Origin of the sequence: Janibacter cremeus (assembly GCF_029395675.1) — a bacterium.
Lineage (GTDB): Bacteria > Actinomycetota > Actinomycetes > Actinomycetales > Dermatophilaceae > Janibacter > Janibacter cremeus_A.
Genome location: NZ_CP115184.1, coordinates 2,746,661 through 2,772,948 on the forward strand (window position 1 = coordinate 2,746,661; position 26,288 = coordinate 2,772,948).

Genomic DNA, 26,288 nt, shown 5'->3' on the forward strand with positions numbered 1-26,288 from the left:
CGCCCGTCGCGGCCTGCGGTGGCCGAGGTCGATCTCCCGCGCCAGACTGGCCGTCGAGTCCCGACCAGGAGGTCCTCGTGAGTGCACGCCCGCTCGTCGCCGGTGTCGACTCCTCGACGCAGTCGACCAAGGTCGTCGTCCACGACGCCGAGACCGGAGCCGTCGTGCGCTCCGGCCGTGCCGGTCACCCCGACGGTACGGAGGTCCATCCCGACCGGTGGTGGGAGGCCTACGTGACGGCGAGCGAAGGGGGTCTGCTCGAGGGCGTCTCGGCGATCGCCGTCGGTGGCCAGCAGCACGGTCTGGTCACCAGTGACGCCTCCGGGGCGGTCGTGCGCGATGCCCTGCTGTGGAACGACAACCGCTCGGCCGACGCGGCGGTGGACCTCGTGCGGGAGCTCGGTGGCCAGGACGCCTGGGTGGACGCGGTCGGCAGCGTGCCCGTGGCCAGCTTCACCGTGACGAAGCTGCGCTGGATGGCGTGGCACGAGCCGGAGCTGGCCGCCCGGGTCGCTCGGGTGGAGCTGCCGCACGACTGGATCACCTCGCGCCTGCTCGACGGCGGCGAGCGGGTGGCCGACGCGGTGACCGACCGTGGTGATGCGAGCGGGACCGGCTACTGGTCACCCGCGACGGGCGAGTACCGCACGGACCTCCTCGAGCTCGCGCTCGGGCGGGTGCCCGAGCTGCCCACGGTGCTCGGGCCGCACGCTGCCGCGGGCCGGACAGCCGACGGTCTGGTGGTCGGCCCGGGGACCGGGGACAACATGGGCGCGGCCCTCGGGCTGGGGCTGCGCGAGGGTGACGCCGTGGTCTCTCTCGGCACGAGCGGCACGGCCTTCGCCGTCCACGCCGAGGCGGTCCGTGACCCATCCGGTGACGTCGCGGGCTTCGCCGACGCGACCGGGCTCCACCTGCCCCTGGTGTGCACGCTCAACGCGGCCCGGGTCATCACCTCCGCCGCCCGGATGCTCGGGGTGGACGTCACCGAGCTCGACCGGCTGGCGCTCGCCGCGCGTCCCGGCGCCGGGGGGCTGACGCTCCTGCCCCACCTCGACGGGGAGCGCACCCCGACGCTGCCGCACGCGAGCGGCACCCTGGCCGGGCTGCGGCGGGACAACATGACCCCGGAGAACCTCGCCCGGGCCGCCTACGAGGGGATGCTGTGCAATGTCGGCGCGGGCCTGGACGCGCTGCGCGCGCACGGCGTCGAGGTGCGTCGGGTCTTCCTCATCGGCGGCGCGGCGATCTCCAGCGCCGTGCAGGCCATCGCCCCGGACGTCTTCGGTGCCCAGGTCGTCGTGCCGGTGGCCGGGGAGTACGTCGGGCGCGGTGCCGCCCGGCAGGCCGCCTGGGTGCTCTCCGGTGAGGAGCAGCCCCCGCAGTGGGAGATCGAGGTGGACTCGGTCGCCGACCCGGACGGTACCGCCGACGGCGAGAGCGTGCGCGGTCAGTACGCCGAGCTGCTGCGGGCCACCCACGGGATCTGACGCCGCCGCTGCCCGGGGGAGTCAGCGTGCCGGGTCCACGATCGTCATCCCCGCGACGGTCGCCCGGTCGAAGCCGGGCAGCAGTGCCGCCGCCTCCTCCAGGCCGATGGTCCGCTCGACGAGCCGCTGCGGCCGGAGCGCCCCGGACTCGATGAGCGCGAGCATGCCCGGGTAGTCGATCGCCGCCATGCCGTGGCTGCCGAGCAGGTCGAGCTCCCAGCCGATGACCCGCGCCATCGGCACCCGCGGGTGGCCGTCGACCGGCGGGAGCAGGCCGATCTGCACGTGGCGACCACGACGACGCAGGCTGTGGATGGCATCGGCGCAGGTCTGCTCGCTGCCCACGGCGTCGACGGCGACGTGGCTGCCGCCGGCGGTCAGCCCGGCCACGGCCTCCCCGATGTCGCGCCCGTCTGCGAGGAGGGTGTGGTCGGCGCCCAGCCCGGTGGCCACGGCGAGGGCCTGCGGGTTCCGGTCGACCGCGACCACCCGGGCGCCGAGCGCGCGGGCGATCATCACCGCGCTCAGCCCGACGCCGCCGGCACCGACGACGGTGACCCATTCCCCCTTCGTCAGTGCGGCCCGGGTGACCAGCGCCCGGTATGCCGTGGCGAAGCGGCACCCCAGGCTCGCCGCCGTCGTGAAGTCCACGCTCTCGGGGAGGCGGACGAGGTTGGTGTCGGCCGCGTGCAGTGCCACGTACTCGGCGAAGGATCCCCAGTGCGTGAATCCGGGCTGCTCCTGGTCCGGGCAGACCTGCGCCTCGCCGGCGGCGCACCACGAGCAGCGCCCGCAGCCGCAGACGAAGGGGACGGTGACCCGGTCCCCGACCTGCCACCGCTCGACACCGGCGCCGACCTGCGTGACGACCCCCGCCAGCTCGTGGCCCGGGACGTGGGGCCAGGCGATGTCGTCGTGCCCGGCCCAGGCGTGCCAGTCGCTGCGGCAGACCCCGGTCGCCCTGACCTGCACCACCACCCCACCCTCGGGAGCGAAGGGGGGCGCCACCTCCCGCACCTCGGGCTCGGCTCGGACGGCATCGATGACCACGGCTCGCACGGGGTCATCCTCTCAACCGCGCGCCGGTCGCCGGGAGCGAGGTATTAGCGTGTGCGCATGACCAACCGCGCGGGCCCGGTGCCCACCCCGGCCGGTCGCGGCCGCGCCCAGCAGAACGCGATCTACCGCCCCGGTGCGCTCGGCATCGCACCGACCGTGCCCACCGACGTCACCGAGCTCGAGCGGCGCGCGAAGCGGGCGATGACCCGCAAGGCGTGGGCCTACGTCGCGGGCGGAGCGGGCACGGGTGCCACGGTGCGGGCCAACCGTGACGCCTTCGACCGGTGGCAGGTGGTCCCCCGGATGCTGCACGGGACCAGCCGGCGCGACCTGACGACCCGGGTCCTCGACACCCCGATGGACGCACCCCTGATGCTCGCGCCGGTCGGGGCCGCCGGGCTCGTCGCCGAGGACGCCGACGTGCGGATCGCCGAGGGCGCGCACGCCAGCGGCATCCCCTACGTCTTCTCCTGCCAGGGCAGCTGCCCGATGGAGATGACGGCGCAGGCGATGGCCGGGACCCCCTTCTGGTACCAGCTCTACTGGTCGACCGACGAGGGCCTCGTCGACTCGATGATCGAGCGCGCCGAGGCGGCCGGTGCGCAGGCGCTCGTCGTCACCCTCGACACCACCATGCTCGGGTGGCGCACCCAGGACCTCGACCTGGGCAGCCTCCCCTTCGCCCGCGGGCAGGGGATCGCGCAGTACACCTCGGACCCGCACTTCATGACCCTGGTCAGGGAGCGGGTCGCGGCCGCCGGTGCGGCGGCGCAGGGCCTCGGCCTCGATCCTCGGCAGCCGGCGCAGCTGGCCAGGGCGGCGAAGGGGGGAGTCGGCACCCTGCTGTCGATGTCCCGGGAGCACCCCGGTGGGTTGCGGAGCAACCTGCGCTCCGCGGAGCCGCGGGCGGCGGTCGAGACCTTCCTCGACATCTACTCCAACCCGGCCCTGTCGTGGGAGCACATCGCCACGCTCAGGGAGCGCACCTCCCTGCCCGTCGTGCTCAAGGGTGTGCTGCACGAGGACGACGCGAGGCGTGCCTTCGACTCGGGCGTCGACGCGGTCGTCGTGTCCAACCACGGCGGGCGGCAGGTGGACCGCTCGATCAGCGCCCTCGACGCCCTGGTCCGCATCCGTGACACCGTCGGGCCGGAGCCGACGGTCCTCATGGACAGCGGGATCCGTTCCGGCGCGGACCTCTTCGTCGCGCTCGCGCTCGGTGCCGACGCCTGCCTGCTCGGTCGACCGCACATCTACGGGCTCGCCCTCGACGGTGCCGCCGGTGTCAGCGCCGTCATCGACAACGTGCTCGGCGAGCTCGACCTGACCATGGGTCTGGTCGGCGCCGCCTCGCTCAAGGAGATCACCCGGGACCTGCTCGTCGGGGCCTGACAGCCGACGGGCGGTCGGTGGTCGTCCTCAGCCCCGCTCCGGCTGGTCGACGCCGAGGGCGCCCTTGGCCTTGGCGAAGAGCTGCGCGCCCATCGCCCGGGCGGAGTTGCGCACCACGGCCACCTGGGCCGGGTCGCCCCGGACGAGGGACTCCACGACCCCCTTCGCCTGGCCGACGGTGATGTGGGCGGGGAGCGGCGGGACGTTCGGGTCCGTGCGCACGTCGAGGACCACCGGGCGGTCGGCGGCGAAGGCCTCGTCCCACGCCCTCTCGACGTCGTCGGGGCGCTCGACCCGGATGCCGCGCAACCCGAGCAGCTCGGCGTAGCCGGCGTAGTCCATGTCCTCGAGCAGCTGGCTGGTGTCGTAGCGCGGGTCGCCGGCCTCACGCATCTCCCACGAGACCTGGGTCAGGTCGTCGTTGTGCAGCACGAGCACGATGAATCGGGGGTCGTCCCACTCCTGCCAGTGGCGCTTGACCGTGAGCAGCTCGTTCATCCCGAGCATCTGGAAGGCGCCGTCGCCGATCGTGCACACGACGGGGCGGTGCGGGTGGGCGAACTTGGCCGCCAGGGCATAGGGCATCGCCGCGATCATCGAGGCGAGCATGCCCGAGAGGTTGCCCGACATCTGCGGGCCCAGCCGGATGTGGTGGCCGTACCAGTCCGCCGTGGACCCGGCGTCGGCGGTGACGATCGCGTCGTGGGGGAGGCGCTCGTTGAGGGCGCGGTAGACCCGGCGCGGGTTGATCGGGTCCGCCTCCACGGCGGCCTGCTCGGCCGTGACCTCGTCCCACGTCCGCATGCCCTCGATGACGCGCTGCTGCCAGCCGAGGTCCTCGGTCTGCTGCAGGTGGGGCAGGAGCGCGGTCAGGGTCGCCCGGGCGTCCCCGGCCAGGCTGACCTCCATCGGGTAGCGCAGGCTCAGGTGCGCCGGCGACAGGTCGATCTGCACCCCGCGTGCCTGCCCCGTCTGGGGGAGGAACTCGGCGTAGGGGAAGTTCGTGCCGATCATGAGCAGGGTGTCGCAGTCCTGCATCATCTCGTAGCTCGGCAGCGAGCCGAGCAGGCCGAGCTGCTGGGTGTGGAAGGGCACGTCGCCGGGGACGACGTCCTTGCCGAGCAGCGCGGTGGCGATCCCGGCCCCGAGCCGCTCGGCCACGGCGATGACCTCGTCGGTGGCCCCGCGCGCGCCCTGGCCGACGAGCATCGCCACCTTGCGGCCGGAGTTGAGCACCTCCGCCGCGCGGCGCAGCTCCTCCTCCGGGGGTGTGAGGGCGGTCGAGGGATGGCCGACACCGGTGCGGGAGACCCAGTGCTCGGCGGGCGGCTCGACCATGTCCAGCGTCTGCACGTCCGCGGGCAGGATGACGACGGTGGGGCACCGCTGCGCGGCCGCGATCCGCACCGCCTGGTCGACGACCGTCTGTGCGTGCGCCGGGGTCAGGACGGTCTGGCAGTACCCCGCGACGTCGGCGAAGACGGCCTCGAGGTCGATCTGCTGCATGGCGTCGGTGCCGAAGGAGACCCGTCCCTGCTGGCCGACGATCGCGACGACGGGCTGGTTGTCCATCTTCGCGTCGTAGAGACCGTTGAGCAGGTGCACCGCTCCGGGGCCGGAGGTCGCGACGCACACACCGACCTCACCGGTGAACTTCGCGTGGGCACAGGCGAGGAAGGCGGCGACCTCCTCGTGGGTGGGGCGGATGTACCGGAAGTCCTTGCCCTCCGACTCGCCGCTCTCCAGGGCGCCGTCGAAGCCGCCGATGCCGTCGCCCGGGTAGCCGTAGAAGCGGTGCAGGTCCCACTCGATGAGTCGGTCGATGACGAATTCGCTGACGCTCCTGCTCACGGTGGTGCTCCTGCGTACGGCGTCGGGTGGTCCTCGGTCCACTACCCCGGCCGCCGGTCAGCATGCGCGGCGGCCGCCCGGCGGTGCTCCCGTGCTCGTCAGGACGTGAGGTCGTACGGCTGCAGCAGCTGGTCCACGGGCGCGTGGTCGTCGGTGAGGACCTGGGCGTCGCCGACCCAGGTGGCGACCTCGTCGCCGGCGATGGCCGTCCACCCGGTCTCACGCGAGGCGAGACCGTCCTCGATGGCCGTCGGGTCGAGCGGGCGGTCCGAGCCCACGACGACCATGTTGCCCCCGTCGCGCTGCGCCGAGTCGACGTCGACGGTGGACGGCTCACCGACCACGGCCACGTGCTCGAAGACCTCGAGCACCGTGGCCACCTTGGCCCGGGCGAACGCCAGGTCGCCGTGGTCGATGAGGTTGGCCGCGTAGACCCCGTCGGAGTCGAGGACCCGGCTGACGTCGGTCATGGCCCTGCGGGTCGTCAGGTGCCACGGCACGCTGACCCCGCCGAAGGCGTCGCCCACGACGAGGTCACGGCTGTTGCTGTCGAGCTCGTGGAGGCCGAGCCTGCCGTCCTCCACGCGCACCTCGATCCCGCCGCCGAAGTCCGGACCGAGCAGCTCTCGATCGATGTCCACCACCCCGCCGTCGATCTCCGAGACGACGCTGCGGGTGCCGGGACGGGTGGCCTCGAGGTACCGCGGGAAGGTGAGCCCGCCGCCCCCGAGGTGGTAGGCGTCGAGCGGCTCGCCCGAGGCGAAGGAGGCCTCGGTGACGGCGGCGATGGCGCGGACGTACTCGAACTCCAGGTGGGTGGGGTCGTCGGTGTCGACGTAGGAGTGCCGCAGACCATCGAGGACGAGCGTCCGGCCACCCTGCCGGTCCGGATCGGCGAGCACCTCCAGGCAGTGGTAGCGGGTCTCGGCGTCGCACCCGCCGGGAGCGACGCCGCTCGCGAGCCCCGCGGCGACGACGAGCGCGAGCGCGGCGGCGCTGCGCCGGCGGCGTCCGTGCCACTCCATCACCACGCCGCCGAGCACGAGCAGCCCGCCGAGACCCAGGAGGATCCCGCTGACCGGCAGGTGCGAGATGAGGACGAACCCGGTGACCACGGTGCCCACGATCGCGCCGACGGTGCCGATGCTGGACAGGCGCCCGACCACCGTCCCGGTCTCGGCGATGGTCGTCAGCCTCACCTTGGTCACGAGGGGCGTCACCGCCGACAGCAGGGCGCCCGGGACGATGATGGTCCCTGCGGCGACGAGGAAGAGCAGCGGCGGCGACCACTCCGCCGTGGCCCGCATCAGCAGGGGCGTGAAGGCCACGACCACGCCCGAGATCGCCAGGGCCGGCCCGATGAGCCGGCGCGGATCCACGCGGTCGGCGTACCAGCCGCCTGACCACGACCCGAGCGCGATCGCGCCGAGGGCGACCCCGATCACCATCGTGCTCGTCTCCAGGGTGAGCCCGAGGTAGGGGGCCAGCAGCCGCAGCGCGACGATCTCGACCACGAGGACCGCCGCGGAGGCCCCGAAGACGAGGACGGCCGCGGTCCGGGGGCCCATGCCGGCGCCGTCGGACACCGGTGTGGCGGGAGGTTGCGAGGTCGAGCGCGTCATGGACCGCATCCTGCCAACTGTCCGGGCATGGCAGGCTGACCGGCATGGCAGCCGACCGCGCGCGATCCCGAGCCGTCGACGAGGAGACGGCTGCACCACACCCACCTGCGCACGACGTCACCCCCAGCCTGGACAGGCTCGATGCCGATCTGGTGCAGGTGAGCATCGCGCACCTCGGGCAGCGGATCGCCGCTCGCTTCCCCGCACGCAACCTGGTCCAGGTGGCGGCCCAGCTCACCGATCTCGCCGACGAGGTCGAGGACACCTCCGGCGCCAGCCGCACCCGCCTGCGCATCGCACGGTGGGTCTCGACCGCCCTGGGTCTGGCCATCACGGCCGCGACCGTGCTGATCGTGATCGCGGTGCTGCGCCAGGTGCGGGTCGAGCTCGCGGGCGGCTCGGCCGACTGGGTCCCCCTCGTGGAGTCGGGGATCAACGACGTCGTCTTTGCCGGCATCGCGATCTGGTTCCTCATCGCCCTGCCCGCACGCTTCGAGCGTGCGCGCATCCTCGCGCTGCTGCACCGGCTGCGATCGTTGGCCCACGTCATCGACATGCACCAGCTGACCAAGGACCCCGAGCACCTCAACCCGAGCTACAGCCCCACGGGTGCGTCGGTGCGCGACCCCATGTCACGTGAGGAGATGGCCCTCTACCTCGACTACTGCTCGGAGCTGCTGTCGCTCACCGGCAAGGTGGCCGCCCTCTGCGCCGAGGCGAGCGAGGACGATGTCATCCTCGACACCGTCGCCGGGGTGGAGTCCCTGACCTCGGACCTGGCCGCCCGTATCTGGCAGAAGATCTCGCTGTTGCCCGACTGAGCGAGATCGCTGCGTCAGCTGTCCGCGGGGCGGGTTCGGTATTTTCTACGGCGGGGGCGTAGTTTATTCGTGTGACCCTGTCTCCCTCCCGCTCCGTGCGTCGGCAGAAGCACGATGTCCACGACCGCCCGTTCATCGTCATCTGGGAGGTCACCCGCGCCTGCCAGCTCGCGTGCCTGCACTGCCGCGCAGACGCCATCACCCGCCGCAACCCCGGCGAGCTGACCCTGGAGGAGGGACGGCGGCTGCTCGACGGCATCGCCGATTTTCCCAAGCCCCACCCGCTGGTCGTGCTGACCGGTGGCGACCCCTTCGAGCGCCCCGACCTGGCCGAGCTCGTGCGGTACGGCGCGTCGATCGGGCTGTCGGTCTCGCTCTCGCCGTCGGTCACCCCGAACCTGACGCCGGAGCGCCTCACGGAGATGCACGCAGCCGGAGCCAAGGCCATCTCGCTGTCGCTCGACGGTGCGCGCGCCGGCACCCACGACGCCTTCCGCGGGTTCGAGGGCACGTACGCGGCCACGCGGGTCGCGGCGCAGCAGGTCACGGACGCGGGCTTCCGGTTGCAGATCAACTCCACGGTGACCCGGAAGACCGTCGAGGAGCTCCCCGCCCTGCTGCGTGACGTCATCGAGCTCGGCGCGAAGCTCTGGAGCGTGTTCTTCCTCGTGCCGACCGGGCGCGGCCAGCAGCTGCAGACCCTCTCGGCCGACGAGGTCGAGGATGTGCTGCACTGGCTCGCTGACATGTCCCGGTTCATCGCGATCAAGACCACGGAGGCACCCCACTTTCGTCGGGTCGTCCTCCAGCGGGAGATCGCTGCCGCGGCCGGGGAGAACCCCACGGCCGGACGGGGTGAGCTGTACCGGCGCCTGGTGGCGATGACGGCGGTCGAGCTCGAGGGCGTCGCCGTGCGCGACCGCCCCGCGCGGCCCCCGATCGACGTCAACTCGGGGCGCGGCTTCATGTTCATCGACCACACAGGGAAGGTGTACCCCTCGGGCTTCCTCCCGCACGTGGCCGGAGACGTCCGGACGACATCCGTGGCGGAGATCTACCGGTCGGCGCCAATCATGCGTCAGTTGCGCTCGCCGGAGGCCTTCGGCGGCAAGTGCGGGGTGTGCGAGTTCCGTGAGGTGTGCGGCGGCTCCCGCTCGCACGCCTACGCCGTCACCGGCGACCCGCTGGCGGAGGACCCGAGCTGTGCCTACGTGCCCAGGGCCGTCCTGAATGAGGCGGTCACACCTCTGTCGTAGCGGGTCGACGCCCTCACGTCTGCTCGCGCAGGTACCTCCCGAAGTGCGGGACGGTGAACGCGATGCGGCCCCGCTCGGCGGAGTAGATCAGCCCCTTCTTCAGCAACGCGTCGCGGGCGGGGGAGAGGGACTGGGGCTTCTTGTCGAGGACCCGGGCGACCTCCGCGGTGGGGACGGACTCGATGTCGTCGAGCTCCTCCTCCCCCTTCGCCGCGATCCCGGCTGCGACGTCCGCCATGGCGCGCAGGTACTCCCGCTCGCCCGGGGTCGCCCGCTCGTAACGGGACCCGAAGAAGCCGACCGCCAGCTCCGACTCCGCCTCGGGGGAGGCGACGCGGACGTCCTCGACCCGGATCGGGGACTGCGGTGCCTGGTCCCAGACCGCCTTGCCGTAGGCCTGGATGAAGTACGGGTAGCCGCCGGTCGCGAAGTACAGGGCGTCGAGCGCCTCCTGCTCGTACTCGGCCATCTCGTCGGCGGCGGGTGCGGTGAGCGCGTGGTCGGCCTCCGCCCGCGCCAACCGGTCGATGCGCTGGTAGCGGAAGAGCCGCTCGCTGTAGGACTTGCTCGCCGAGAGCACCGCCGGCAGGTGCGGCAGGCCGGCGCCGACGACGATGAGGGGCGCGCCGTTCTGGCTCATCTCGTGGCAGGCCGCGCAGATCGCCGAGACGTCCTCCGGGCCGAGGTCCTGCATCTCGTCGATGAAGACCGCGATGCCCCGCCCGAGGTCCGCCGCCAGGCCGCCCACGTCGGTGAAGAGCTCCACGAGGTCGATCTCGATGTCGCCCGAGTCCGCGCGGCCCTTGACGGCCGGGGCGTCGATGCCCGGGTTCCACACCTCGCGCAGCTTCGTGCCCGGCTTGGCATCGCGCTGGGCGAAGGACTTGATCACCCCGAGGACGTGTGCGACCTCGTCCTCCTGGGTGTGCCCGAGCTCGCGGACCGCCTGGTGCAGCGCACTCGAGAGCGGCCGGCGCAGCCCTTGGTCGGGGCGGGCCTCGAGCTTGCCGGTGCCCCACTTCGCGCGCACGGCGGCCGAGCGCAGCTGGTTGAGCAGGACCGTCTTGCCGACGCCGCGCAGGCCGGTGAGGACGAGGGAGCGCTCCGGTCGGCCGGTGACGATGCGCTTGAGCACGACATCGAATCGTTTCAGCTGCTCGTCGCGGCCGGCGAGCTCGGGAGGGCGCTGGCCGGCGCCGGGGGCGTAGGGGTTCGTGATCGGGTCCACGATGGGACCGTATCCGCATGTATAGGCAACGTCGGATATCTCGGGAGATTGCGCAAGGCGTGTTGCGTGGGGCGTCGCTCCCGGGTGCGGGCGAAGGTGGTGGGCCGGGTTCGGCGCGACGCCCCGATTCTGTTGTCTAGGCCAATCTAAACCGCAGCGAAGATCAGCGCAGAGTCGTGGATCGCGCCCGATGGCCCTGCTCGTGCCCCCCTCGTCGCGTGCGGTGCCGCTGGCCCGTCGCCGTGGTGAGAGACTGGTCACATGCCCGCCGCAACCCCCTCGTCCTACTCCGTCACCATCCGCCTGCACACCTCCACGGACTACGCCGTCGTCGGACGGGTGGCCACCGTGATCGCCGAGCAGGGCGGCATCGTCACCGCCATCGACATCGCCGACTCGCGGCACGACCGGCTCACCGTCGACGTCACCTGCTCCGGCATCAACGTCGACCACACCGACGACCTCGTCGAGGCGGTGGAGTCGGTGGACGGGGTGACCGTCCACAAGGTCTCCGACCGCACCTTCCTGCTCCACCTCGGCGGCAAGATCGAGGTGCGCTCCAAGGTCGCGCTGAAGACCCGCGACGACCTGTCGATGGCCTACACCCCCGGCGTCGGTCGCGTTTCCACCGCGATCGCGAAGAACCCCGACGACGCGCGCCGCCTGACGATCAAGGGCAACAGCGTCGCCGTCGTCACCGACGGCTCCGCGGTCCTGGGCCTGGGCAACATCGGCCCCGAGGCCGCGATGCCGGTCATGGAGGGCAAGGCCGCCCTGTTCAAGCAGTTCGCCGACATCGATGCCTGGCCGATCTGCCTGGCCAGCCAGGACACCGACGAGATCGTGCGCGCGGTCGAGATGATCGCCCCCGGCTTCGGTGGCATCAACCTCGAGGACATCGCCGCGCCGCGCTGCTTCGAGATCGAGCGCCGCCTGCGCGAGAGCCTGGACATCCCGGTCTTCCACGACGACCAGCACGGCACCGCCATCGTCGTCCTCGCCGCCCTGCGCAACGCCCTGCGCGTCGTGGGCAAGCAGCTCGAAGAGGCGAACGTCGTCGTCGCCGGCGGTGGCGCCGCCGGCTCGGCCATCGTCACCCTGCTGCTGGCCGCCGGCGCGAAGGACGTCATCGTCTTCGACCGCGAGGGGCTGCTCTCCCGTGACGACGACTCGCTCTCGCCCGCCAAGAAGGAGCTCGCCGAGCGCACCAACCCGCGCAGGCTCCGCGGCGACCTGCCGGACGGGCTCCAGGACGCCGACGTCTTCATCGGTGTCTCCGCGCCGAACATCCTCAAGGCCGAGTGGATCCGTGACCGCATGGCGCAGGACCCGATCGTCTTCGCGCTCGCCAACCCGGACCCGGAGATCGACCCGGCCGAGGCCGCGCAGTACGCCACGGTCGTCGCCTCCGGCCGCAGCGACTACCCGAACCAGATCAACAACGTCCTCGCCTTCCCCGGTGTCTTCCGCGGCCTGCTCGACGCGCACGCCGAGGACATCACCACCGAGATGCTCATCCGAGCGGCCGACGCGATCGCCGGGGTCGTCACCGACGAGGAGATCAACCCCTCGTTCATCATCCCCAGCGTCTTCCACTCCGAGGTCGCCGACGCAGTCGCCGTCGCGATCTCCGGGGAGGGCAAGTCCACCACCGGCACGCAGACGGGGCCGATCAAGGTCGGATCCCGGTCCACCGCCGCACCGCTGGACGACACCGGCATCATGCCGCGCGTGCAGTAACCGAGTCCGCCCGGGTGGATTCGGCAGGGGAGCGCGGGCCGATGGGGGCGTGGCCCGGCTCAGGGAGCGAGGAACGAGCGACCAAGGGCCGCGTCCGCATCGGGCTGCGCTGGGGACGAATGGCACCCTTGGTCCCGTGAACGAACCCCGCACCTACCGCAAGGACACCTCCGCCGCGCCTCGCGGCTACTCCTCCTGGGAGGCCGCGGGGCTGCTGTGGCTCGCCGAGGCCGAGGCGGACGGCGGCGCCCACGTCGCCGAGCTGCGGGACGTCGACGTCACCCACATCGACCTCGTGAAGTACGCCCCGGCCCCCTCGACCAATGTCGCGGCCGACGAGTTCGGGGCGGCCCTGGCGACCACCCACGCCGCCGGGGCGCCGGCCTTCGGCGCGCCGCCCGCGCGGTGGACCAGCCACGGGTTCATCGGCCCGGGGGACTCCCCGATGCCGATGCCCGTGGAGCCGACGCAGACGTGGGGTGCCTTCTTCGCCGAGCAGCGCATCCGCCACATGCTGCGCGCCGGCCGCTCCCAGGGGCTGTGGGAGGAGGAGAGCGAGGTCATCGAACGCGTCGCCGCCCGCCTCGAGACCGGTGAGTTCGACGACGGCCGTCCGCCCGCCCGTATCCACGGCGACCTGTGGGCCGGCAACGTGCTGTGGACCCGCAAGGGCGCCGTCCTCATCGACCCCGCCGCCCACGGCGGCCACCCAGAGACCGACCTCGCGATGCTGCTCCTCTTCACCGCCCCGCACATCGCGCGCATCATCGCGGCCTACGACGAGGCCGCGCCCCTGGCGGACGGCTGGCAGGAGCGGGTCGGGCTGCACCAGCTCTTCCCCGTGATGGTCCACGCCGTGATCTTCGGTGGTGGCTACGTCCAGCAGGCCGTGGAGATGGCGCGCAGGTACGCCTGAGCCCATCACATCGCCTGCACCAGGTGGCGATGGGCCGCGAGCGAGCAGGGGAGGAGGGCGAAGGGGGGGACATCCCCCCTTCGCCTCGGGGGAGAACTCGGCAGACCCGGGCGACTCCGGCTGCGAGAGTTGTCCCGTGAGCACACAGACGATGAATCCACCACTGGAGCGGCTGGAGCGGCCCGGTCTCGGGCGACGCTGGCTCGCCGGCTGGGGCAGCGTCCTGCTCCTGGTGACGAGCATCCTCACGTCGGTCGGGGCGATGGTCTTCACGGTGCTCGTCATCGGGGCGACGGTGGCCATCACCGCGGGCGGCATCGGCCTGCTCCTGCTCGTCCCGCTCGTGTGGCTCGCCGGCGTCATCGGCCACGCGGAGCGGCACCGCATCGTCGCCCTCTCCGGCCGTCGCGTGCACCCACCGGCGCGGCGGGAGCAGCCGTGGTGGCGGCGGCTCTTCCTCGACGAGCACTCGTGGCGCAGCGTCGCCTACCTGGCGCTGCACTCGCTGTGGGGCTTCGTCACCGGCTGGCTGACCGTGCTCGTCCTCGCGCAGACGCTCCTGCTGCTGATCGTCCCGGTGCTCAGCGGGCGCTCGCCCGAGCAGGGCTTCGAGATCTACGGGCTCGTGGAGGTGCAGGGCTTCACGGCGCTCGCGATCACCTGGGTGTCCGCCCTGGTCGTCCTGATCCTGCTGCCCCTCGTCGCCCACCTGCTCACCTCGGTCGACGTGGTGCTCGCCCGCTGGCTGCTCGGACGCGACGAGCGCAAGGTCCTCGAGCACCTCACGGCCCGCGTCGACACCCTCACCGACTCCCGCCGCGAGGCCGTCGACTCCGTCGAGGCCGAGCGCCGCCGGATCGAGCGGGACCTGCACGACGGGCCGCAGCAGCGCATGGTCTCCATCGCGATGACCCTCGGCATGGCCAAGGAGGCGCTCCACGACGACCCCGAGTCCGCGGCCGGGCTCATCGACGAGGCGCACCGCTCCGCCAAGGAGGCCATCGTCGAGATGCGCCACGTCGCCCGTGGCATCGTCCCGCCGATCCTCGCCGACCGGGGCCTGGAGGCCGCGCTCCCCGCGCTCGCCGCCCGGTCGGCCGTCCCGGTGTCGGTGGACGTGCGCGACGTCGGCCGGCTCGACCCGACCACCGAGGCGATCGCCTACTTCGTCGTCAGCGAGGCCCTGACCAATGTCGCCAAGCACTCCGGTGCCGAGCACGCCCGGGTGGACGTCACCCGCGACGAGGAGCACCTGACGACGGTCGTCACCGACGACGGCCGCGGCGGTGCCGATCCCGCGCGGGGCACCGGCCTGACCGGGCTGCGCCAGCGGGTCACCGCCGTCGACGGCACCCTCGAGGTGCACTCCCCGTACGGCGGGCCGACCCGCCTGACCGCGACCCTCCCCCTTCGCACCGGACGGAGCCTGACATGAGCGAGACCGCCACCAAGGTCGTGCTGGCCGAGGACTCCGTCCTCCTGCGCGACGGGATCGTGCGCCTGCTGACATCGGCCGGCTTCGAGGTCGCGGCGGCGTGCCCGGACGGGGAGACCTTCCTGGCGGCCGTGGAGGAGCACCGGCCCGACCTCGTGGTCGTGGACGTGCGGATGCCCCCGACCTTCACCTCCGAGGGGATCGTCGCCGCGCTCCAGGTCCGCGACAGCCACCCCGACACGGCCGTGATGGTGCTCAGCCAGTACGTCGAGGAGCAGTACGCGACCGAGCTCGTCGCCTCGAAGTCGAAGGGGGTCGGCTACCTCCTCAAGGACCGCGTCGCCGACACGAGCGACTTCATCGCCGCCCTGCGGGACGTCGCGGGCGGGGGCACGGTCCTCGATCCCGACGTCGTCACCCAGCTGCTGACCCGGGCTCGCCACGCGGACCCGCTCGCGGCGCTCACTCCGCGCGAGCGGGACGTGCTCGACCTCATGGCCCAGGGCCGGACGAACTCCGCGATCGCCAAGGAGCTCTTCGTCTCCCACGGGGCCGTGGAGAAGCACGTGACCTCCATCTTCACCAAGCTCGACCTGCCACCAGCCGACGGTGACCACCGCCGGGTGCTCGCCGTGCTCCGCTGGCTCGACCAGGAGGACTGACCGATGTCCCAGACGCCCGTGCCCACCCGACCCGGTGAGCCCCAGGACCCGGAGATGCGCGAGCGCTACCTGCGCGACGCCCAGCGGACGCGTGAGACCAGGCGCGCCGAGTCCGCACGGCTCGCGGCGGAGGTGCCCCCGTCTCGCACCCCCTCCGGCCCCATCTGGGTCGTCGCGGGCCTGCTCACCATCGTCCTCGTGCTCGGGGTCGGGGTCCTCCTCGCCGGGCCGATGCTGAAGCAGACGTCCACGAGCGAGCAGGCCCTGCCCGCGGACATCTCCCGTCTGCAGATCGACAACGCCGTCGGTGACGTACGCGTCCGCGCGGCCGACGCCGGTGAGGAGCCGAGGGTGACCCGGACGACCGAGTGGGGCCTGAGCCGGCCGGACGCCTCCGTCGACGTCACCGGCGGTACCGCGTCGCTGGAGGCGACCTGCCCCTCCGGGATCGTCCTGCCCTGCTCGACCGACTGGACGGTCGTCGTGCCCGAGGGTGCGGACGTGGAGATCGAGGAGGGCGTCGGCCGGGTCACGGTCGAGGGCATCGACGGTGACGTCGACGTCGAGACCGGGGTCGGTGACGTGCGGATCGCCGAGTCCACGGCCGGGCGCATCACCGCCAACCTCGGTGCCGGCGCGCTGTGGGTCGAGGCGGTCGAGCCCCCGCAGCACGTGCGCGCCAAGGTCGGCGTCGGCGGCGTCTCGGTGCAGCTGCCGGACACCGCCGCCTACGACGTCGACGCCAGCGGGGGTGTCGGGGACGTGCACAACGACCTCGGCAGCGACCCCACGTCGGACCGCACGGTCGTCGTCGAGGGCGGCGTCGGGTCGGTGAGCCTCTCCGCCTCCTGAGCCGCCGGTGGCCCGTGCCCAGCACGGTCGCTCGCCTCGTGACCATGGGCCTGGTGGCGCGCTTGTGCCGTACCTCATGCGGTGGGATGCGTCCCACCACACGAGGTACGGCACAAGGACGCCGGAGGGGACCGTGTGCGGTGCGTCGCTCAGGCGGAGACGAGGAGCACGACCAGGGTCCGCGGGCCGTGGACACCCTCGACCCGCTCCAGCTCGATGTCGCTCGTGGCGCTCGGCCCGCTGATCCACGTCAGCGGCCGCGCGTCCCGTGGGTCCGGCCGCAGCCGGGAGACCGCGTCGGGCACGTCCGCGACCACCTGGTCGGTGCGCACGACGCACACGTGGGTGTCCGGGACGAGCGTCAGGGCGCGTCGGCCCTGGTCCGCCCGGTGGTCCAGCACGATGGTCCCGGTCGCCGCGATCCCGACCGCGGAGGCGGTGAGGACGGCGTCGACCCGGTCCAGGTCGGCCGCGGCGAGCGAAGGGGTGTCCCGCACCACCTCGGGCGCCGTCCCCAGGGAGCCGGTCCACTCCGCGTCGATCCCGTCGGGGACGATCACCGAGCGGCAGTCCACGTCGCGCAGCACCTGCGCGATCGTGTCGGGGAGGTTGGACTCGTGCACCCGCAGCACCCGCGCCTCGTAGTCGGCGACCGCCTCCGCGAAGCGGTCCAGAATCGCGGCCTCCGGTGCGGTGCCCGGCGGGGTCGTCTCGGGCCCGATCCCCTCAGGCGGGGTCGCCCCGGGCGACGCGGTCCCGGTGGGGGCGGGGACCCCCTTCGCCTCCGTGGTGATGTCCGCGGTCGCCCCGCGGATCCGGTCGAGGATCTCCTGCTTGGCGCTGCTCACTGCGTCCCCCTCTCGCGAGCCCACCACTGCCGGAAGGACTCCGTGGGGGGTGTGGGCACGTCCCGGGCACTCGTCCACGCGCCCATGCCCGGAACGGTGCGGATCGTGCGGTCACCGAGGAGGCGACCGACGGAGTTCGCGGCCTTCTGTGCGGCGCCGAGGCGGCGCGGGTCCGACAGCACCCAGCCGGCGGCGGCCATCGCGGCCGACTCGGCGCTGGGTCGCTCCTGGTCGGCGACCGCGCCGCGCAGCTTCACGAGCAGCTCGGGGATGTTGATCTTGACCGGGCAGACCTCGTAGCAGGCGCCGCACAGGGTCGAGGCGTACGGCAGCGACTTGTCGACCTCGCTCGCGGTGCCGCGCAGCTGCGGGTTGAGCACCGCACCGATCGGCCCCGGGTAGACCGAGCCGTAGGCGTGGCCGCCGGTGCGCTCGTAGACCGGGCAGACGTTGAGGCAGGCCGAGCAGCGGATGCACCGCAACGCCTGGCGCCCGATGCTGTCGCCGAGGACGTGCGTGCGGCCGTTGTCGAGCAGGACGACGTGCACCTCCTGCGGGCCGTCCCCGTCGTGGGTGCCCGTCCACGTCGAGGTGTAGGGGTTCATCCGCTCGCCGGTGCTCGAGCGAGGCAGCAGCTGCAGCATCGGAGCGAGGTCGTCCCAGCTCGGCAGGACCTTCTCGATGCCGACGACGGAGATGAGTGTCTCGGGCAGGGTCAGGCACATCCGGCCGTTGCCCTCCGACTCGACGACCACGAGGCTGCCCGTGTCGGCGATGGCGAAGTTCGCCCCCGAGATCCCGACCTTCGCCCGCAGGAACTTCTCCCGCAGGTGCAGTCGGGCGGCCTCGGCGAGGCGGGCCGGGTCGTCGGTGAGGTCCTCGGGCGCGGCCCGGCCGACCTGGCCCATCTCCCGCAGGAAGATCTCGCGGATCTCGCTGCGGTTGCGATGGATCGCCGGGACGAGGATGTGGCTGGGCAGGTCGCCGCCGAGCTGGACGATCAGCTCGGCCAGGTCGGTCTCCCAGGCGTCGATGCCGGCCTCGCGCAGGGCCTCGTTGAGCTCGATCTCCTGGGTGGTCATCGACTTGACCTTGACGACCTCGTCGGTCTCCTTGGCCTTGACCAGCGCGGTGACGATCCGGTTGGCCTCCTCGGCGTCGCGCGCCCAGTGGACGGTGGCGCCGTTGGCGGTGAGGTTCTCCTCGAGCTGCTCGAGGTAGTCCGCGAGGTGGGCCAGGGCCTCGTCCTTGGCGTCGGCACCCGCGGTGCGCAGGGCCTGCCAGTCGTCGAGCTCGCCGACGACGCCGGCGCGCTTGGCGCGGATCGTGTGCGTGGCGTGGTGGAGGTTGTGCCGCTGCTGGGTCTTGCCCAGCGCCTCCTCGGCCGCCTCGGGGAAGGCCGGCATGCCCATGAAGGTCGGTGAGGTCTCCTGCAGGGGGCCCGGTCGGGTGGTGGTCACAGCTGCTCCTCCTCCGTGCTCGCGAGGATCTCGGCCAGGTGCAGGCGTCGCACCCCGGATCGGTGACGGGACAGGAGCCCGCCGACGTGCGCCAGGCAGGAGTTGTCGCTCATGACGACGACCTCCGCATCGGTCGAGGTGATCTGGCGGGCCTTGTCGGCCCCCATGGCGATGGAGACGTCGGCGTTCTTCATCGCGAAGGTCCCGCCGAAGCCGCAGCACTCCTCCGCCCCGGGCAGCTCGACGAGGTCGATGCCCTTGACGGCGCGCAGCAGCGACAGCGGCTTGTCGCCCACGTGCAGCATGCGCAGCGAGTGGCAGGTCGGGTGGTAGGTCACCCGGTGCGGGAAGTAGGCCCCCACGTCGGTCACGCCGAGCATGTCGACGAGGAACTCCGAGAGCTCGTACGTGCGGGGCGCCGTCTCCTCCACGCGATCGAGGAGGGCGTCGTCGCCGACCTCCCGGGCGATCGTCGCGTGCTGCTCGCGCACCGACCCGACGCACGACCCCGACGGGGCGACGACCGCGTCGTACCCGTCGAAGACGTCGACGAAGCGGCGCACCAGCGGTGCCGCGTCCTTGCCGTAGCCGGTGTTGGTCTGCATCTGGCCGCAGCAGGTCTGCTCCATCGGGAACTCGACCTCGCACCCGAGGCGCTCGAGCAGCCGCACGGTCGCCTTGAGCGTCTCCGGCCACATCGTGTCGTTGAAGCAGGTGGCGAAGAGGGCGACCTTCGGGCCGGCGGCCCTCGGCGCGGGTGTCGCGGTGGTCTCGGCGGCGGTGCTCACGGGAGCATCCCCGACAGGATCGTCGACTGGAGGCCCACCAGTAGGCACATCACGATGATCAGACCGACGCTCCATGGCAGCACCTTTCGCAGGATCGCGGACTCCTGTCCGACCATACCGACGGCGGTGGCTGCGATGGTCAGGTTCTGCGGGCTGATCATCTTGCCGACCACACCACCGGATGTGTTCGCGGCGACGAGCAGGGTCGGGTCGATCCCGGCGCGCTCGGCGGCGCTCTGCTGCAGCGTGGCGAAGAGGGCGTTGGCGCTGGTGTCCGAGCCGGTGACCGCCGTGCCGATCCAGCCCAGGAGCGGGCTGAAGAAGGCGAAGGCGGTGCCGGTGCCGGCGATCCAGGCGCCGATGGTGATCGTCTGGCCGGAGAGGTTCATGACGTAGGCCAGTGCCAGCACGGAGGCGACGGTGAGGAAGGCGAAGCGCATCTGGATGGCGACTGCCTTCATCTCGGCGAAGAGGCCGGAGAAGCCGATGCCGTAGACGAGCGCGACGACGATGCCGCAGATCAGGAGCAGGGTGCCGGGGGAGGAGAGCCACGGGAAGCCGTAGGTGGTGGAGCCGCTGACGCTGCCGTCGTGGTTGAGGACCTGGCCGTCGAGACCGGGCCACGGGACCGCCACGTTGGTACCGGTGAGGAAGGCGTCGACCGGCGGGACCAGCTTGGCGATCGAGAAGACCGCGACGACGAGGACGTAGGGGAACATCGCCCAGGCGATCGACCGGGGCGTGAGCGCGTCGGCCTGTGCGTCGAGCTCCTCGGGGGAGACGTGGTGCTCACCAGCGGCTGTCGTCGGGTGGTCCCCGCCGGCGCCCACCATGGCGAACTGCTTCTCGCGCTCGACCTGCAGGGAGTCGATGGCCGCGTCGCCACCGGTGGGCTGCCAGACGCGCAGGAAGGCGACGGCGACGGCCAGGGAGACCAGCGAGGCGATGATGTCGGTCATCTCGACCGAGATCCACGTGGCGGAGATCCACTGGGTGACCGCGAAGGTGAGGCCGATGACGACGGCTGCCGGCCAGGTCTGCTTCACGCCGCGCTTGCCGTCGACCATGAGCACGAGGAGCAGCGGGACGAAGACCGCGATGACCGGGGCCTGGTGACCGACGTAGGCGCCGATCTCCTGGTAGGGGATGCCGGTGAGGTTGCCGGCGGTGATGATCGGGATGGCGATGGCACCGAAGGCGACGGGGGCGGTGTTGGCCAGCAGTACGACTGTGGCGGCGCGAAGGGGGGCGAAGCCGACGGCCATGAGCATGACGCCGGTGATGGCCACCGGGGCGCCGAAGCCGGCCAGCGCCTCGAGGAGGGCACCGAAGCAGAAGGCGATGATGATCGCCTGGATGCGCGGGTCGTCGGAGATCAGCCGGAAGGTCGCGCGCAGGTCCTCGAAGTGACCCGAGCGCACCGTGACCTGGTACAGGACGATCGCCGTGAAGACGATCCACATGATCGGGAAGAGGCCGAAGACGGCTCCCTCGGTCGCGGAGAGGAACGCCAGGTCGATCGGCATCCCGAAGAAGAGGACGGCCACGAGGATGGCGACGGCGACCGAGCTCAGGCCGGCCCAGTGGGCCTTCCACTTAAGGACGCCGAGGGTGACGAAGATCGTCACGAGCGGGAGGAGGGCCACGAGGGCAGAGGCGACGAGGCTGTCCGCGACCGGGGCGATGTCGGGCTGGAAGGCGGCTGGTGCTGCAGCGGTGCTCATGGGTCTCCGGGTGCACTTCGTTGGGCAGGAGTAATGGTCGGACCATTCAGGTGGCCGACTGTAGAGGACCGCGCCGTGGCGTGTCAATGGTCGGACCATTGTCCTCCCGCAATGGTCCGACCATCTGTTCTCCACAGCCTCGGCGCGTGCCATCCTGTGCTGGTGACCGTTGACGCCACCCCAGCACCGGCTCGGGCCCCCAAGGCCTACGAGATCGTGCTCGCGTGGGTCGACGAGCAGATCCTCGGCGGCCGCCTGGCGGTCGGGGACACCCTCCCCGCCGAGCGCGAGCTGGCGAGGATGCTCGAGGTCGGCCGCGGGGCCGTGCGTGAGGCGGTCCGCACGCTGGAGGCCCAGGGCGTGGTCCGCTCCGCTGTGGGCGCCGGGGGAGCGGGCGGGACGATCATCACCGCCGTGCCGAGCGGCGCCCTCGGTCGCCTGCTGCGACTGCACGTGGCCCTGGCCAACTTCCCCGTACCCGACGTCCTCGAGGTGCGGGTCTCCCTGGAGTCGTTGAGCGTGCGGTTGGCGGCGACCAACGCGACGCCCGAGCACCTCGCGTCGATCGAGGAGCTGCTCGAGCGGATGTCGGACCCGGACATCGACCGGGTGACCTTCAACGACTGCGACACCGCCTTCCACGTCGCGCTCGCCTCGGCCGCCGGCAACCACCTCGCCCGGGACTTCACGGCTGCGATCCGCGAGTCGATGCGGCTGCCGATCCTCGACGCCTTCCGTACCGTCGGTGCGTGGGACGAGGTCGCCAACAAGCTGCGAGCTGATCACCGGGCGATCTACGACGCGGTCGTTGCCGGGGACGGGGACGCTGCCGCGGAGATCACCGAGGAGCACATCCGCTCCGCCTGGCGCCTGATCACCCCGCAGGCGTGACCGACCCCCTTCGCCCTACTTGAGGAACTTGCTCGTGCGCCGGTCGGCGAGTGCCTTGCCGCCGGTCTGGCAGGTCGCGCAGTACTGCAGGGACCGGTCGGCGAAGCTGACCTCGCGCACGACGTCCCCGCACACCGGGCACTCCTCGCCGGTGCGGCCGTGGACGCGCATCCCCGCGCGCTTGGCGTCCTTGAGCTGCTGGGCCGGCTTGCCGGAGGCGGCGGCGACCGCGTCGGTCAGGGTCGTGATCAGCGCCTCGTAGAGGACGTCGACCTCGTCGTCGGTGAGCTTCGCGGCATGGGCGAAGGGGGACAGTCGCGCCACGTGCAGCACCTCGTCGGAGTAGGCGTTGCCGACCCCGGCGATGAGCGACTGGTCGCGCAGGACGCCCTTGACCTGTGCCGGGCGCCCGGCGAGCAGCTCACCGAAGGCCTCCCGGGTGAAGTCCGGGGACAGCGGGTCGGGGCCCAGGCGGACGATGCCCGGCACGTCCTGCACGTCGCGGACGAGGTAGGCGGCGACGCTCTTCTTCGTCCCCGCCTCGGTGAGGTCGAAGCCCGAGCCGTCGGACATCCGCAGCCGCAGCGCGACGGGGGACTTGCCCGGCCGCAGCATCGTGCGGGGGAGCTCCTCGCTGAAGCGGATCCACCCCGCGCGCGCCAGGTGGATGACCAGGTGGGTCCCGTCGCAGTCGATGTCGAGGAACTTGCCGTGCCGGTGGACCCCGTCGACCGGCGCACCGGCCAGGGCCTGCGGCGGCGGGTCGACCGTCTTCAGGACGGTGAAGGAGGCGAGCTCCAGCGACTCGACGGCCAGCCCGCCGAGGTGCTCGTCGAGGAAGTCGACGAGTCCCTGCACCTCGGGCAGCTCAGGCATCGCTCCGCTCCGGGGAGGTCGTCCCGAGGGCCCGGCGCATCTGCTCCAGCATCGTGTAGCCGTCGGCCGCGTGGCAGATCGGCAGCTGGACGCCGACGTGCTGCTCGTAGGCGTCGGTGGCGATCGGGGTGAAGTGGCTCAGCAGCTGCTCGGTCGCGGACAGCACGCGGATGCCGATGGCGCGCACCCGGTCCGGGCGCTGCTCGGCGAACTCGCCGTAGATGCTCGGGTCGTGCTGCCCGTCGTCGCCGATGAGCACCCACCTGACCTCGGGCAGCTCCCGCACGAGGCGGTGCAGGCAGGCGCGCTTGTGGTCCTGGCCGGAGCGGAACCAGCCGGTGTTGGTCGGGCCCCAGTCGGTCATGAGCATCGGCCCGAGCGGGTAGCCGGCCCGCCGCAGGAAGCGGGTCAGGGGCGGCACGGCGTTCCACGCGCCCGTCGAGACGTAGATGATCGGTGCGCGCGGGTGCTCGCGCAGCAGCTCGCGGTACATCGTCGCCATCCCCGGGACGGCCCGGCGGGTGCCCTCGTGGCGGAAGAAGGTGTTGTACGCGGCGATCATCGGTCGCGGCATCGTCGTCGTGATGATCGTGTCGTCGATGTCGGAGACGATCCCGAAGGTCTCCTCCGGGTCGACGATGAAGACCGCCGCCGTCGTGTCCGCGGCGCGCGGTGAGGACAGGTGCAGGTCGTGCCAGCCCGGCCCGAGGCCGTGGCCGGTGATCGTCAGGTCGAGGATGCCGGAGCGGTCCACCCGGGTGCGGAACTCCTTCTCCCCGATGGTCACGGTGACCGGCTCGCCGCTGGCCGGGGTGGCGAAGAAGAAGCGCCACCCCCTTCGCTCGTTGTCGGCGGTGCGCAGCTCCAGCCAGGTCGCCCGGGCGTCGGCCGCGGCCGGGGCGTACGGGCGGCGGGTCATCAGCACCCGGCCGAGGACGCGCACCCGGTCCACGCTGCCGTACCCGGTGTGGGCGAGCACCCGCGTGCCCCATCCGCGGCGACGCATGGCACCGGCCACCTGGCGGTGCCAGGCGTCCTCGATGATCGCGGCGGAGTGCGGTCTCGGCATGCTCCGAGCCTAGGGGAGGACGACCCGCATCGGCTCACCACGGGGCGCTGCGGACCGCGTTAGCGTGAGGACATGATCCTCATCGTCGTGAAGTACCGCACCAGGCCCGAGTGGACGCAGCAGTGGCCCGAGCTCGTCCGGGAGTTCACCGAAGCCACCCGCGCCGAGCCGGGCAACATCTTCTTCGAGTGGAGCAAGAGCCTGGAGGACGAGCACGAGTGGGTGCTCGTCGAGGCCTTCCAGGACGACGCCGGTGAGGCGCACGTGAGCAGCGAGCACTTCGCCAAGGGTCTGGAGACCATGCGGCCCGCGCTCGCCGAGACCCCGCGCATCATCAGCCGCGTCGTCGACGGCACCGGCTGGGAGGAGATGGGCGAGCTCAAGGTCGACTGAGCTCGCACCACCAGCCCCCCGATTTCCGGGTGACCCGATAAACCCCCGCTTCGCAGGAGTTCCAGACTCTTGCGAAGCGGGGGTTTCTCTTGCTGAGTGGGCTCCGGGTTGCGCTCAGTCCTCGACGAAGGGGGCGACGCGGTCCTTGGGGCGGCCGATGATCGCGCGGTCGTGCTTGACGATGACCGGCCGCTGCATCAGGCGCGGGTGCTCCACGAGGACGGCGACGACCTGGTCGGTCGTGGCGACGTCGTCGTCGCTCAGCCCCTGGTCCTTGAAGAACGAGTCCCGGCGCACGAGGTCGGTCGGCTCGTCCTCGAGCTTGGCGATCAGCTCGCGCAGGGCCCCCTCGTCGAGGGGCTCCTTGAGGTACTGGACGACCTCGGCCTGCTTGCCGGCCGCGTCGAGGGTCTCGAGGGCGGAGCGGGAGGTCGAGCACTTCGGGTTGTGCAGCACGGTGAGGTCACTCATGGCTGTCACCGTAGCGCTGTCTACCGGGCCTGGTAGACGGTGACCGTCTCCTCGCCGGCGGCGTCGGAGCCGATCACCGCGAAGCGCTCCGACGCCCCGGTCGGGTCGAGGGCCGTGATGGCGCGCGCCTGGTCCCACGGGCCGTCGACCGACCACGCCCGCTCACCCGTCTCGGGGGCCAGCGCGGTCAGCCCGTCGTCGTCGGCCACGAGGAGGTGGTCGCCGTCGCACGAGATCGCGGCCTCGTCCGGCAGGGGGCGACGCCACAGCTCGCGGCCGTCCTCGAGGGCGCGCACCGAGACGGCGTGCCCCGTCACGTCGTCGTACGGGTCGTCGGTCAGGGCCACGACCCCACCGCACACGGCTCCCAGCCCCACGTCGGAGGGGATGCTCCACAGCGGGTCCTCGTCCACGTCACCGGCGGGCACCACCTGGGTGTTGCGGGACCCGTCGTACAGGAAGCGGTGGTCGGTGGCGCTGCCGTCGTCGACGAACCGGCGGGCGGACTCGGTGATGCCGGTCAGCGCGTCGGCGTTGTCCGAGGACATCACGACGAGGTCGCCGGTCTCGGCGGAGAGGGCGAAGGGCTCGCCGGCCTCGGTGGTCACGTGGGTGAGGACGAGCTCGTCGCCGAGCAGGTGGGTCTCGCTGAGGATCCCGTCGCCGATGCTGGCCGGTGACTGGTTGTGCCACACGATCGAGCCGTCGGCACCGATCCTCGCCGCGTGCACCGACGCCGTCCGGGTGGCGGCCTCGTCCTCCTGGACGAGCACGCTGACGTAGACCTCGTCCCCGCGGCGCTCGGCGCTCATCCCGACGATCGTCGAGTCCTGCGGGGTCGGCGCGCCGGCGTAGGGCGCGACCTCGGCGAAGGGGGCGCGCGCCACCTGCCCGCCGTTGTCCGCCGAGATGGTGCGGAAGGCGTACTGGTCGGGGCCGCTGGTCCCGGTCTCCACGCAGACGAGCGCGTCGGCGCTCCCGCCGACGCAGATCTCGCCGGCGTCGACCTGCCCCGCGGGGACGGACTCGGAGGTCGACCACGCCACCTCACCGGTCGTCAGGTCGACGGCGGAGCGGAAGTCGTGCCGGCCCTCGCGGGAGCCGCTGACGGTGCCCTCGGCCACGACGGTGTCGGCGTCGATCGGTCGCCAGGTGACGACGCACGTCGCTTCGCTGCACTCCTCCCGCGGGTCCGTCGCGGCGACGGGCAGGGTGAAGAGCTGCGTGGGTGCCCTACCCATCGTCGCCAGGAGGTCGTGCGTCACGGGCCGTCCGGTCTCGCGGAACGCCGTCACACGGTCGGACGCCTGTTCCGGCGGCTCGCCCTCGGGGGCGGGGTCGTCACCGACGAGGCTGCACCCGGCGAGCACACCGACGGCCAGCGCGGCACCGACCGCGCGGATCCGCCGGGTGTGGGTCATGCGGGTGAGCCCCCTTCTCGTGG

General features: G+C 72.2%; 23 protein-coding genes. 11 read left to right on the forward strand and 12 right to left on the reverse strand.

What is annotated here, in order from left to right:
* Positions 1–77 precede the first annotated feature (77 nt).
* Complete coding sequence (locus O9K63_RS13140) at positions 78–1,490, forward strand: xylulokinase (RefSeq protein ID WP_277238507.1); 1,413 nt, start codon at positions 78–80, stop codon at positions 1,488–1,490.
* 21 nt (positions 1,491–1,511) lie between these two features.
* Here O9K63_RS13140 and O9K63_RS13145 read toward each other — a convergent pair whose 3' ends face one another.
* Positions 1,512–2,549 (reverse strand): zinc-dependent alcohol dehydrogenase family protein, encoded by a 1,038-nt coding sequence (locus O9K63_RS13145; protein WP_277238509.1) that lies wholly within the window; start codon positions 2,547–2,549, stop codon positions 1,512–1,514.
* 57 nt (positions 2,550–2,606) lie between these two features.
* On the opposite strand from O9K63_RS13145, the gene O9K63_RS13150 reads away from it, so the two are divergent.
* Entirely contained in the window at positions 2,607–3,941 is a 1,335-nt protein-coding gene (locus O9K63_RS13150; protein ID WP_277238511.1) for an alpha-hydroxy-acid oxidizing protein, read from the forward strand.
* A gap of 27 nt (positions 3,942–3,968) precedes the next feature.
* Here O9K63_RS13150 and O9K63_RS13155 read toward each other — a convergent pair whose 3' ends face one another.
* Positions 3,969–5,792 carry a thiamine pyrophosphate-requiring protein gene (locus tag O9K63_RS13155; RefSeq protein ID WP_277238513.1) on the reverse strand — a complete coding sequence of 608 codons (1,824 nt, stop codon included), beginning with the start codon at positions 5,790–5,792 and terminating at the stop codon, positions 3,969–3,971.
* Between the two features lie 98 nt (positions 5,793–5,890).
* On the reverse strand, positions 5,891–7,414 hold the full coding sequence (locus O9K63_RS13160) for a fused MFS/spermidine synthase (RefSeq protein ID WP_277238515.1): 1,524 nt from the start codon (positions 7,412–7,414) through the stop codon (positions 5,891–5,893).
* 44 nt (positions 7,415–7,458) lie between these two features.
* On the opposite strand from O9K63_RS13160, the gene O9K63_RS13165 reads away from it, so the two are divergent.
* Both O9K63_RS13165 and O9K63_RS13170 read left to right on the forward strand, forming a co-directional pair.
* Complete coding sequence (locus O9K63_RS13165; protein ID WP_277238517.1) at positions 7,459–8,235, forward strand: hypothetical protein; 777 nt, start codon at positions 7,459–7,461, stop codon at positions 8,233–8,235.
* A 71-nt stretch (positions 8,236–8,306) separates the two neighbouring features.
* A complete protein-coding gene (locus O9K63_RS13170; protein ID WP_277238519.1) occupies positions 8,307–9,491 on the forward strand; it encodes a TIGR04053 family radical SAM/SPASM domain-containing protein in 1,185 nt (394 codons plus the stop codon).
* Positions 9,492–9,504: 13 nt separating this feature from the next.
* Here O9K63_RS13170 and O9K63_RS13175 read toward each other — a convergent pair whose 3' ends face one another.
* Entirely contained in the window at positions 9,505–10,719 is a 1,215-nt protein-coding gene (locus O9K63_RS13175) for an ATP-binding protein (protein WP_277238521.1), read from the reverse strand.
* A 261-nt stretch (positions 10,720–10,980) separates the two neighbouring features.
* Between O9K63_RS13175 and O9K63_RS13180 the strand changes: the two genes are divergently transcribed.
* From O9K63_RS13180 to O9K63_RS13200, 5 genes are all read left to right on the forward strand, one after another.
* Positions 10,981–12,459, forward strand: a complete 1,479-nt coding sequence (locus tag O9K63_RS13180; protein ID WP_277238524.1) for an NAD-dependent malic enzyme — start codon at positions 10,981–10,983, stop codon at positions 12,457–12,459.
* A gap of 136 nt (positions 12,460–12,595) precedes the next feature.
* Positions 12,596–13,375 carry a fructosamine kinase family protein gene (locus tag O9K63_RS13185; protein WP_277238526.1) on the forward strand — a complete coding sequence of 260 codons (780 nt, stop codon included), beginning with the start codon at positions 12,596–12,598 and terminating at the stop codon, positions 13,373–13,375.
* Between the two features lie 136 nt (positions 13,376–13,511).
* Positions 13,512–14,810, forward strand: coding sequence for a sensor histidine kinase (locus tag O9K63_RS13190; RefSeq protein ID WP_277238529.1), 1,299 nt, complete (start codon positions 13,512–13,514; stop codon positions 14,808–14,810).
* On the forward strand, positions 14,807–15,472 hold the full coding sequence (locus O9K63_RS13195; RefSeq protein WP_277238531.1) for a response regulator: 666 nt from the start codon (positions 14,807–14,809) through the stop codon (positions 15,470–15,472). The genes O9K63_RS13190 and O9K63_RS13195 overlap by 4 nt, the downstream gene beginning before the upstream one ends.
* Before the next feature lie 3 nt (positions 15,473–15,475).
* Positions 15,476–16,324, forward strand: a complete 849-nt coding sequence (locus tag O9K63_RS13200) for a DUF4097 family beta strand repeat-containing protein (protein WP_277238533.1) — start codon at positions 15,476–15,478, stop codon at positions 16,322–16,324.
* 149 nt (positions 16,325–16,473) lie between these two features.
* Here the strand turns inward: O9K63_RS13200 and O9K63_RS13205 are convergent, their stop codons facing one another.
* Genes O9K63_RS13205 through O9K63_RS13220 form a run of 4 tightly spaced genes read right to left on the reverse strand, consistent with a single transcriptional unit; the run spans position 16,474 to position 21,144 of the window.
* A complete protein-coding gene (locus O9K63_RS13205) occupies positions 16,474–17,172 on the reverse strand; it encodes a LutC/YkgG family protein (protein WP_277238535.1) in 699 nt (232 codons plus the stop codon).
* Positions 17,169–18,584, reverse strand: a complete 1,416-nt coding sequence (locus O9K63_RS13210) for a LutB/LldF family L-lactate oxidation iron-sulfur protein (RefSeq protein WP_277242325.1) — start codon at positions 18,582–18,584, stop codon at positions 17,169–17,171. Before O9K63_RS13210 ends, O9K63_RS13205 begins: the two co-directional genes overlap by 4 nt.
* A gap of 44 nt (positions 18,585–18,628) precedes the next feature.
* A complete protein-coding gene (locus O9K63_RS13215) occupies positions 18,629–19,420 on the reverse strand; it encodes a (Fe-S)-binding protein (protein WP_431190327.1) in 792 nt (263 codons plus the stop codon).
* Entirely contained in the window at positions 19,417–21,144 is a 1,728-nt protein-coding gene (locus O9K63_RS13220) for an L-lactate permease (protein WP_277238537.1), read from the reverse strand. The genes O9K63_RS13215 and O9K63_RS13220 overlap by 4 nt, the downstream gene beginning before the upstream one ends.
* A 162-nt stretch (positions 21,145–21,306) precedes the next feature.
* Between O9K63_RS13220 and O9K63_RS13225 the strand changes: the two genes are divergently transcribed.
* Complete coding sequence (locus O9K63_RS13225) at positions 21,307–22,035, forward strand: FadR/GntR family transcriptional regulator (protein ID WP_277238539.1); 729 nt, start codon at positions 21,307–21,309, stop codon at positions 22,033–22,035.
* 15 nt (positions 22,036–22,050) lie between these two features.
* Here the strand turns inward: O9K63_RS13225 and O9K63_RS13230 are convergent, their stop codons facing one another.
* Both O9K63_RS13230 and O9K63_RS13235 read right to left on the reverse strand, forming a co-directional pair.
* Complete coding sequence (locus O9K63_RS13230; RefSeq protein ID WP_277238541.1) at positions 22,051–22,911, reverse strand: Fpg/Nei family DNA glycosylase; 861 nt, start codon at positions 22,909–22,911, stop codon at positions 22,051–22,053.
* Complete coding sequence (locus O9K63_RS13235) at positions 22,904–23,980, reverse strand: App1 family protein (protein WP_277238543.1); 1,077 nt, start codon at positions 23,978–23,980, stop codon at positions 22,904–22,906. Before O9K63_RS13235 ends, O9K63_RS13230 begins: the two co-directional genes overlap by 8 nt.
* Positions 23,981–24,052: 72 nt before the next feature.
* Between O9K63_RS13235 and O9K63_RS13240 the strand changes: the two genes are divergently transcribed.
* Positions 24,053–24,373 (forward strand): putative quinol monooxygenase, encoded by a 321-nt coding sequence (locus tag O9K63_RS13240; protein ID WP_277238545.1) that lies wholly within the window; start codon positions 24,053–24,055, stop codon positions 24,371–24,373.
* A gap of 114 nt (positions 24,374–24,487) precedes the next feature.
* Here the strand turns inward: O9K63_RS13240 and arsC are convergent, their stop codons facing one another.
* Together arsC and O9K63_RS13250 are read right to left on the reverse strand one after the other, a co-directional pair.
* Positions 24,488–24,844 carry an arsenate reductase (glutaredoxin) gene (arsC, locus tag O9K63_RS13245; protein WP_277238547.1) on the reverse strand — a complete coding sequence of 119 codons (357 nt, stop codon included), beginning with the start codon at positions 24,842–24,844 and terminating at the stop codon, positions 24,488–24,490.
* 20 nt (positions 24,845–24,864) lie between these two features.
* Positions 24,865–26,265, reverse strand: coding sequence for a PQQ-binding-like beta-propeller repeat protein (locus tag O9K63_RS13250; RefSeq protein WP_277238549.1), 1,401 nt, complete (start codon positions 26,263–26,265; stop codon positions 24,865–24,867).
* Positions 26,266–26,288 lie beyond the last annotated feature (23 nt).

What these genes read in the sequence shown, in the direction of transcription:
- O9K63_RS13230 (WP_277238541.1), bottom strand. Translation starts at nt 22,911, where the DNA reads ATGCCTGAGCTGCCCGAGGTGCAGGGACTCGTCGACTTCCTCGACGAG.
- O9K63_RS13150 (WP_277238511.1), top strand. Translation starts at nt 2,607, where the DNA reads ATGACCAACCGCGCGGGCCCGGTGCCCACCCCGGCCGGTCGCGGCCGC.
- O9K63_RS13250 (WP_277238549.1), bottom strand. Translation starts at nt 26,265, where the DNA reads ATGACCCACACCCGGCGGATCCGCGCGGTCGGTGCCGCGCTGGCCGTC.
- O9K63_RS13160 (WP_277238515.1), bottom strand. Translation starts at nt 7,414, where the DNA reads ATGACGCGCTCGACCTCGCAACCTCCCGCCACACCGGTGTCCGACGGC.
- O9K63_RS13240 (WP_277238545.1), top strand. Translation starts at nt 24,053, where the DNA reads ATGATCCTCATCGTCGTGAAGTACCGCACCAGGCCCGAGTGGACGCAG.
- O9K63_RS13165 (WP_277238517.1), top strand. Translation starts at nt 7,459, where the DNA reads ATGGCAGCCGACCGCGCGCGATCCCGAGCCGTCGACGAGGAGACGGCT.
- O9K63_RS13220 (WP_277238537.1), bottom strand. Translation starts at nt 21,144, where the DNA reads ATGAGCACCGCTGCAGCACCAGCCGCCTTCCAGCCCGACATCGCCCCG.
- O9K63_RS13200 (WP_277238533.1), top strand. Translation starts at nt 15,476, where the DNA reads ATGTCCCAGACGCCCGTGCCCACCCGACCCGGTGAGCCCCAGGACCCG.
- O9K63_RS13195 (WP_277238531.1), top strand. Translation starts at nt 14,807, where the DNA reads ATGAGCGAGACCGCCACCAAGGTCGTGCTGGCCGAGGACTCCGTCCTC.
- arsC (WP_277238547.1), bottom strand. Translation starts at nt 24,844, where the DNA reads ATGAGTGACCTCACCGTGCTGCACAACCCGAAGTGCTCGACCTCCCGC.
- O9K63_RS13180 (WP_277238524.1), top strand. Translation starts at nt 10,981, where the DNA reads ATGCCCGCCGCAACCCCCTCGTCCTACTCCGTCACCATCCGCCTGCAC.
- O9K63_RS13210 (WP_277242325.1), bottom strand. Translation starts at nt 18,584, where the DNA reads ATGGGCATGCCGGCCTTCCCCGAGGCGGCCGAGGAGGCGCTGGGCAAG.
- O9K63_RS13235 (WP_277238543.1), bottom strand. Translation starts at nt 23,980, where the DNA reads ATGCCGAGACCGCACTCCGCCGCGATCATCGAGGACGCCTGGCACCGC.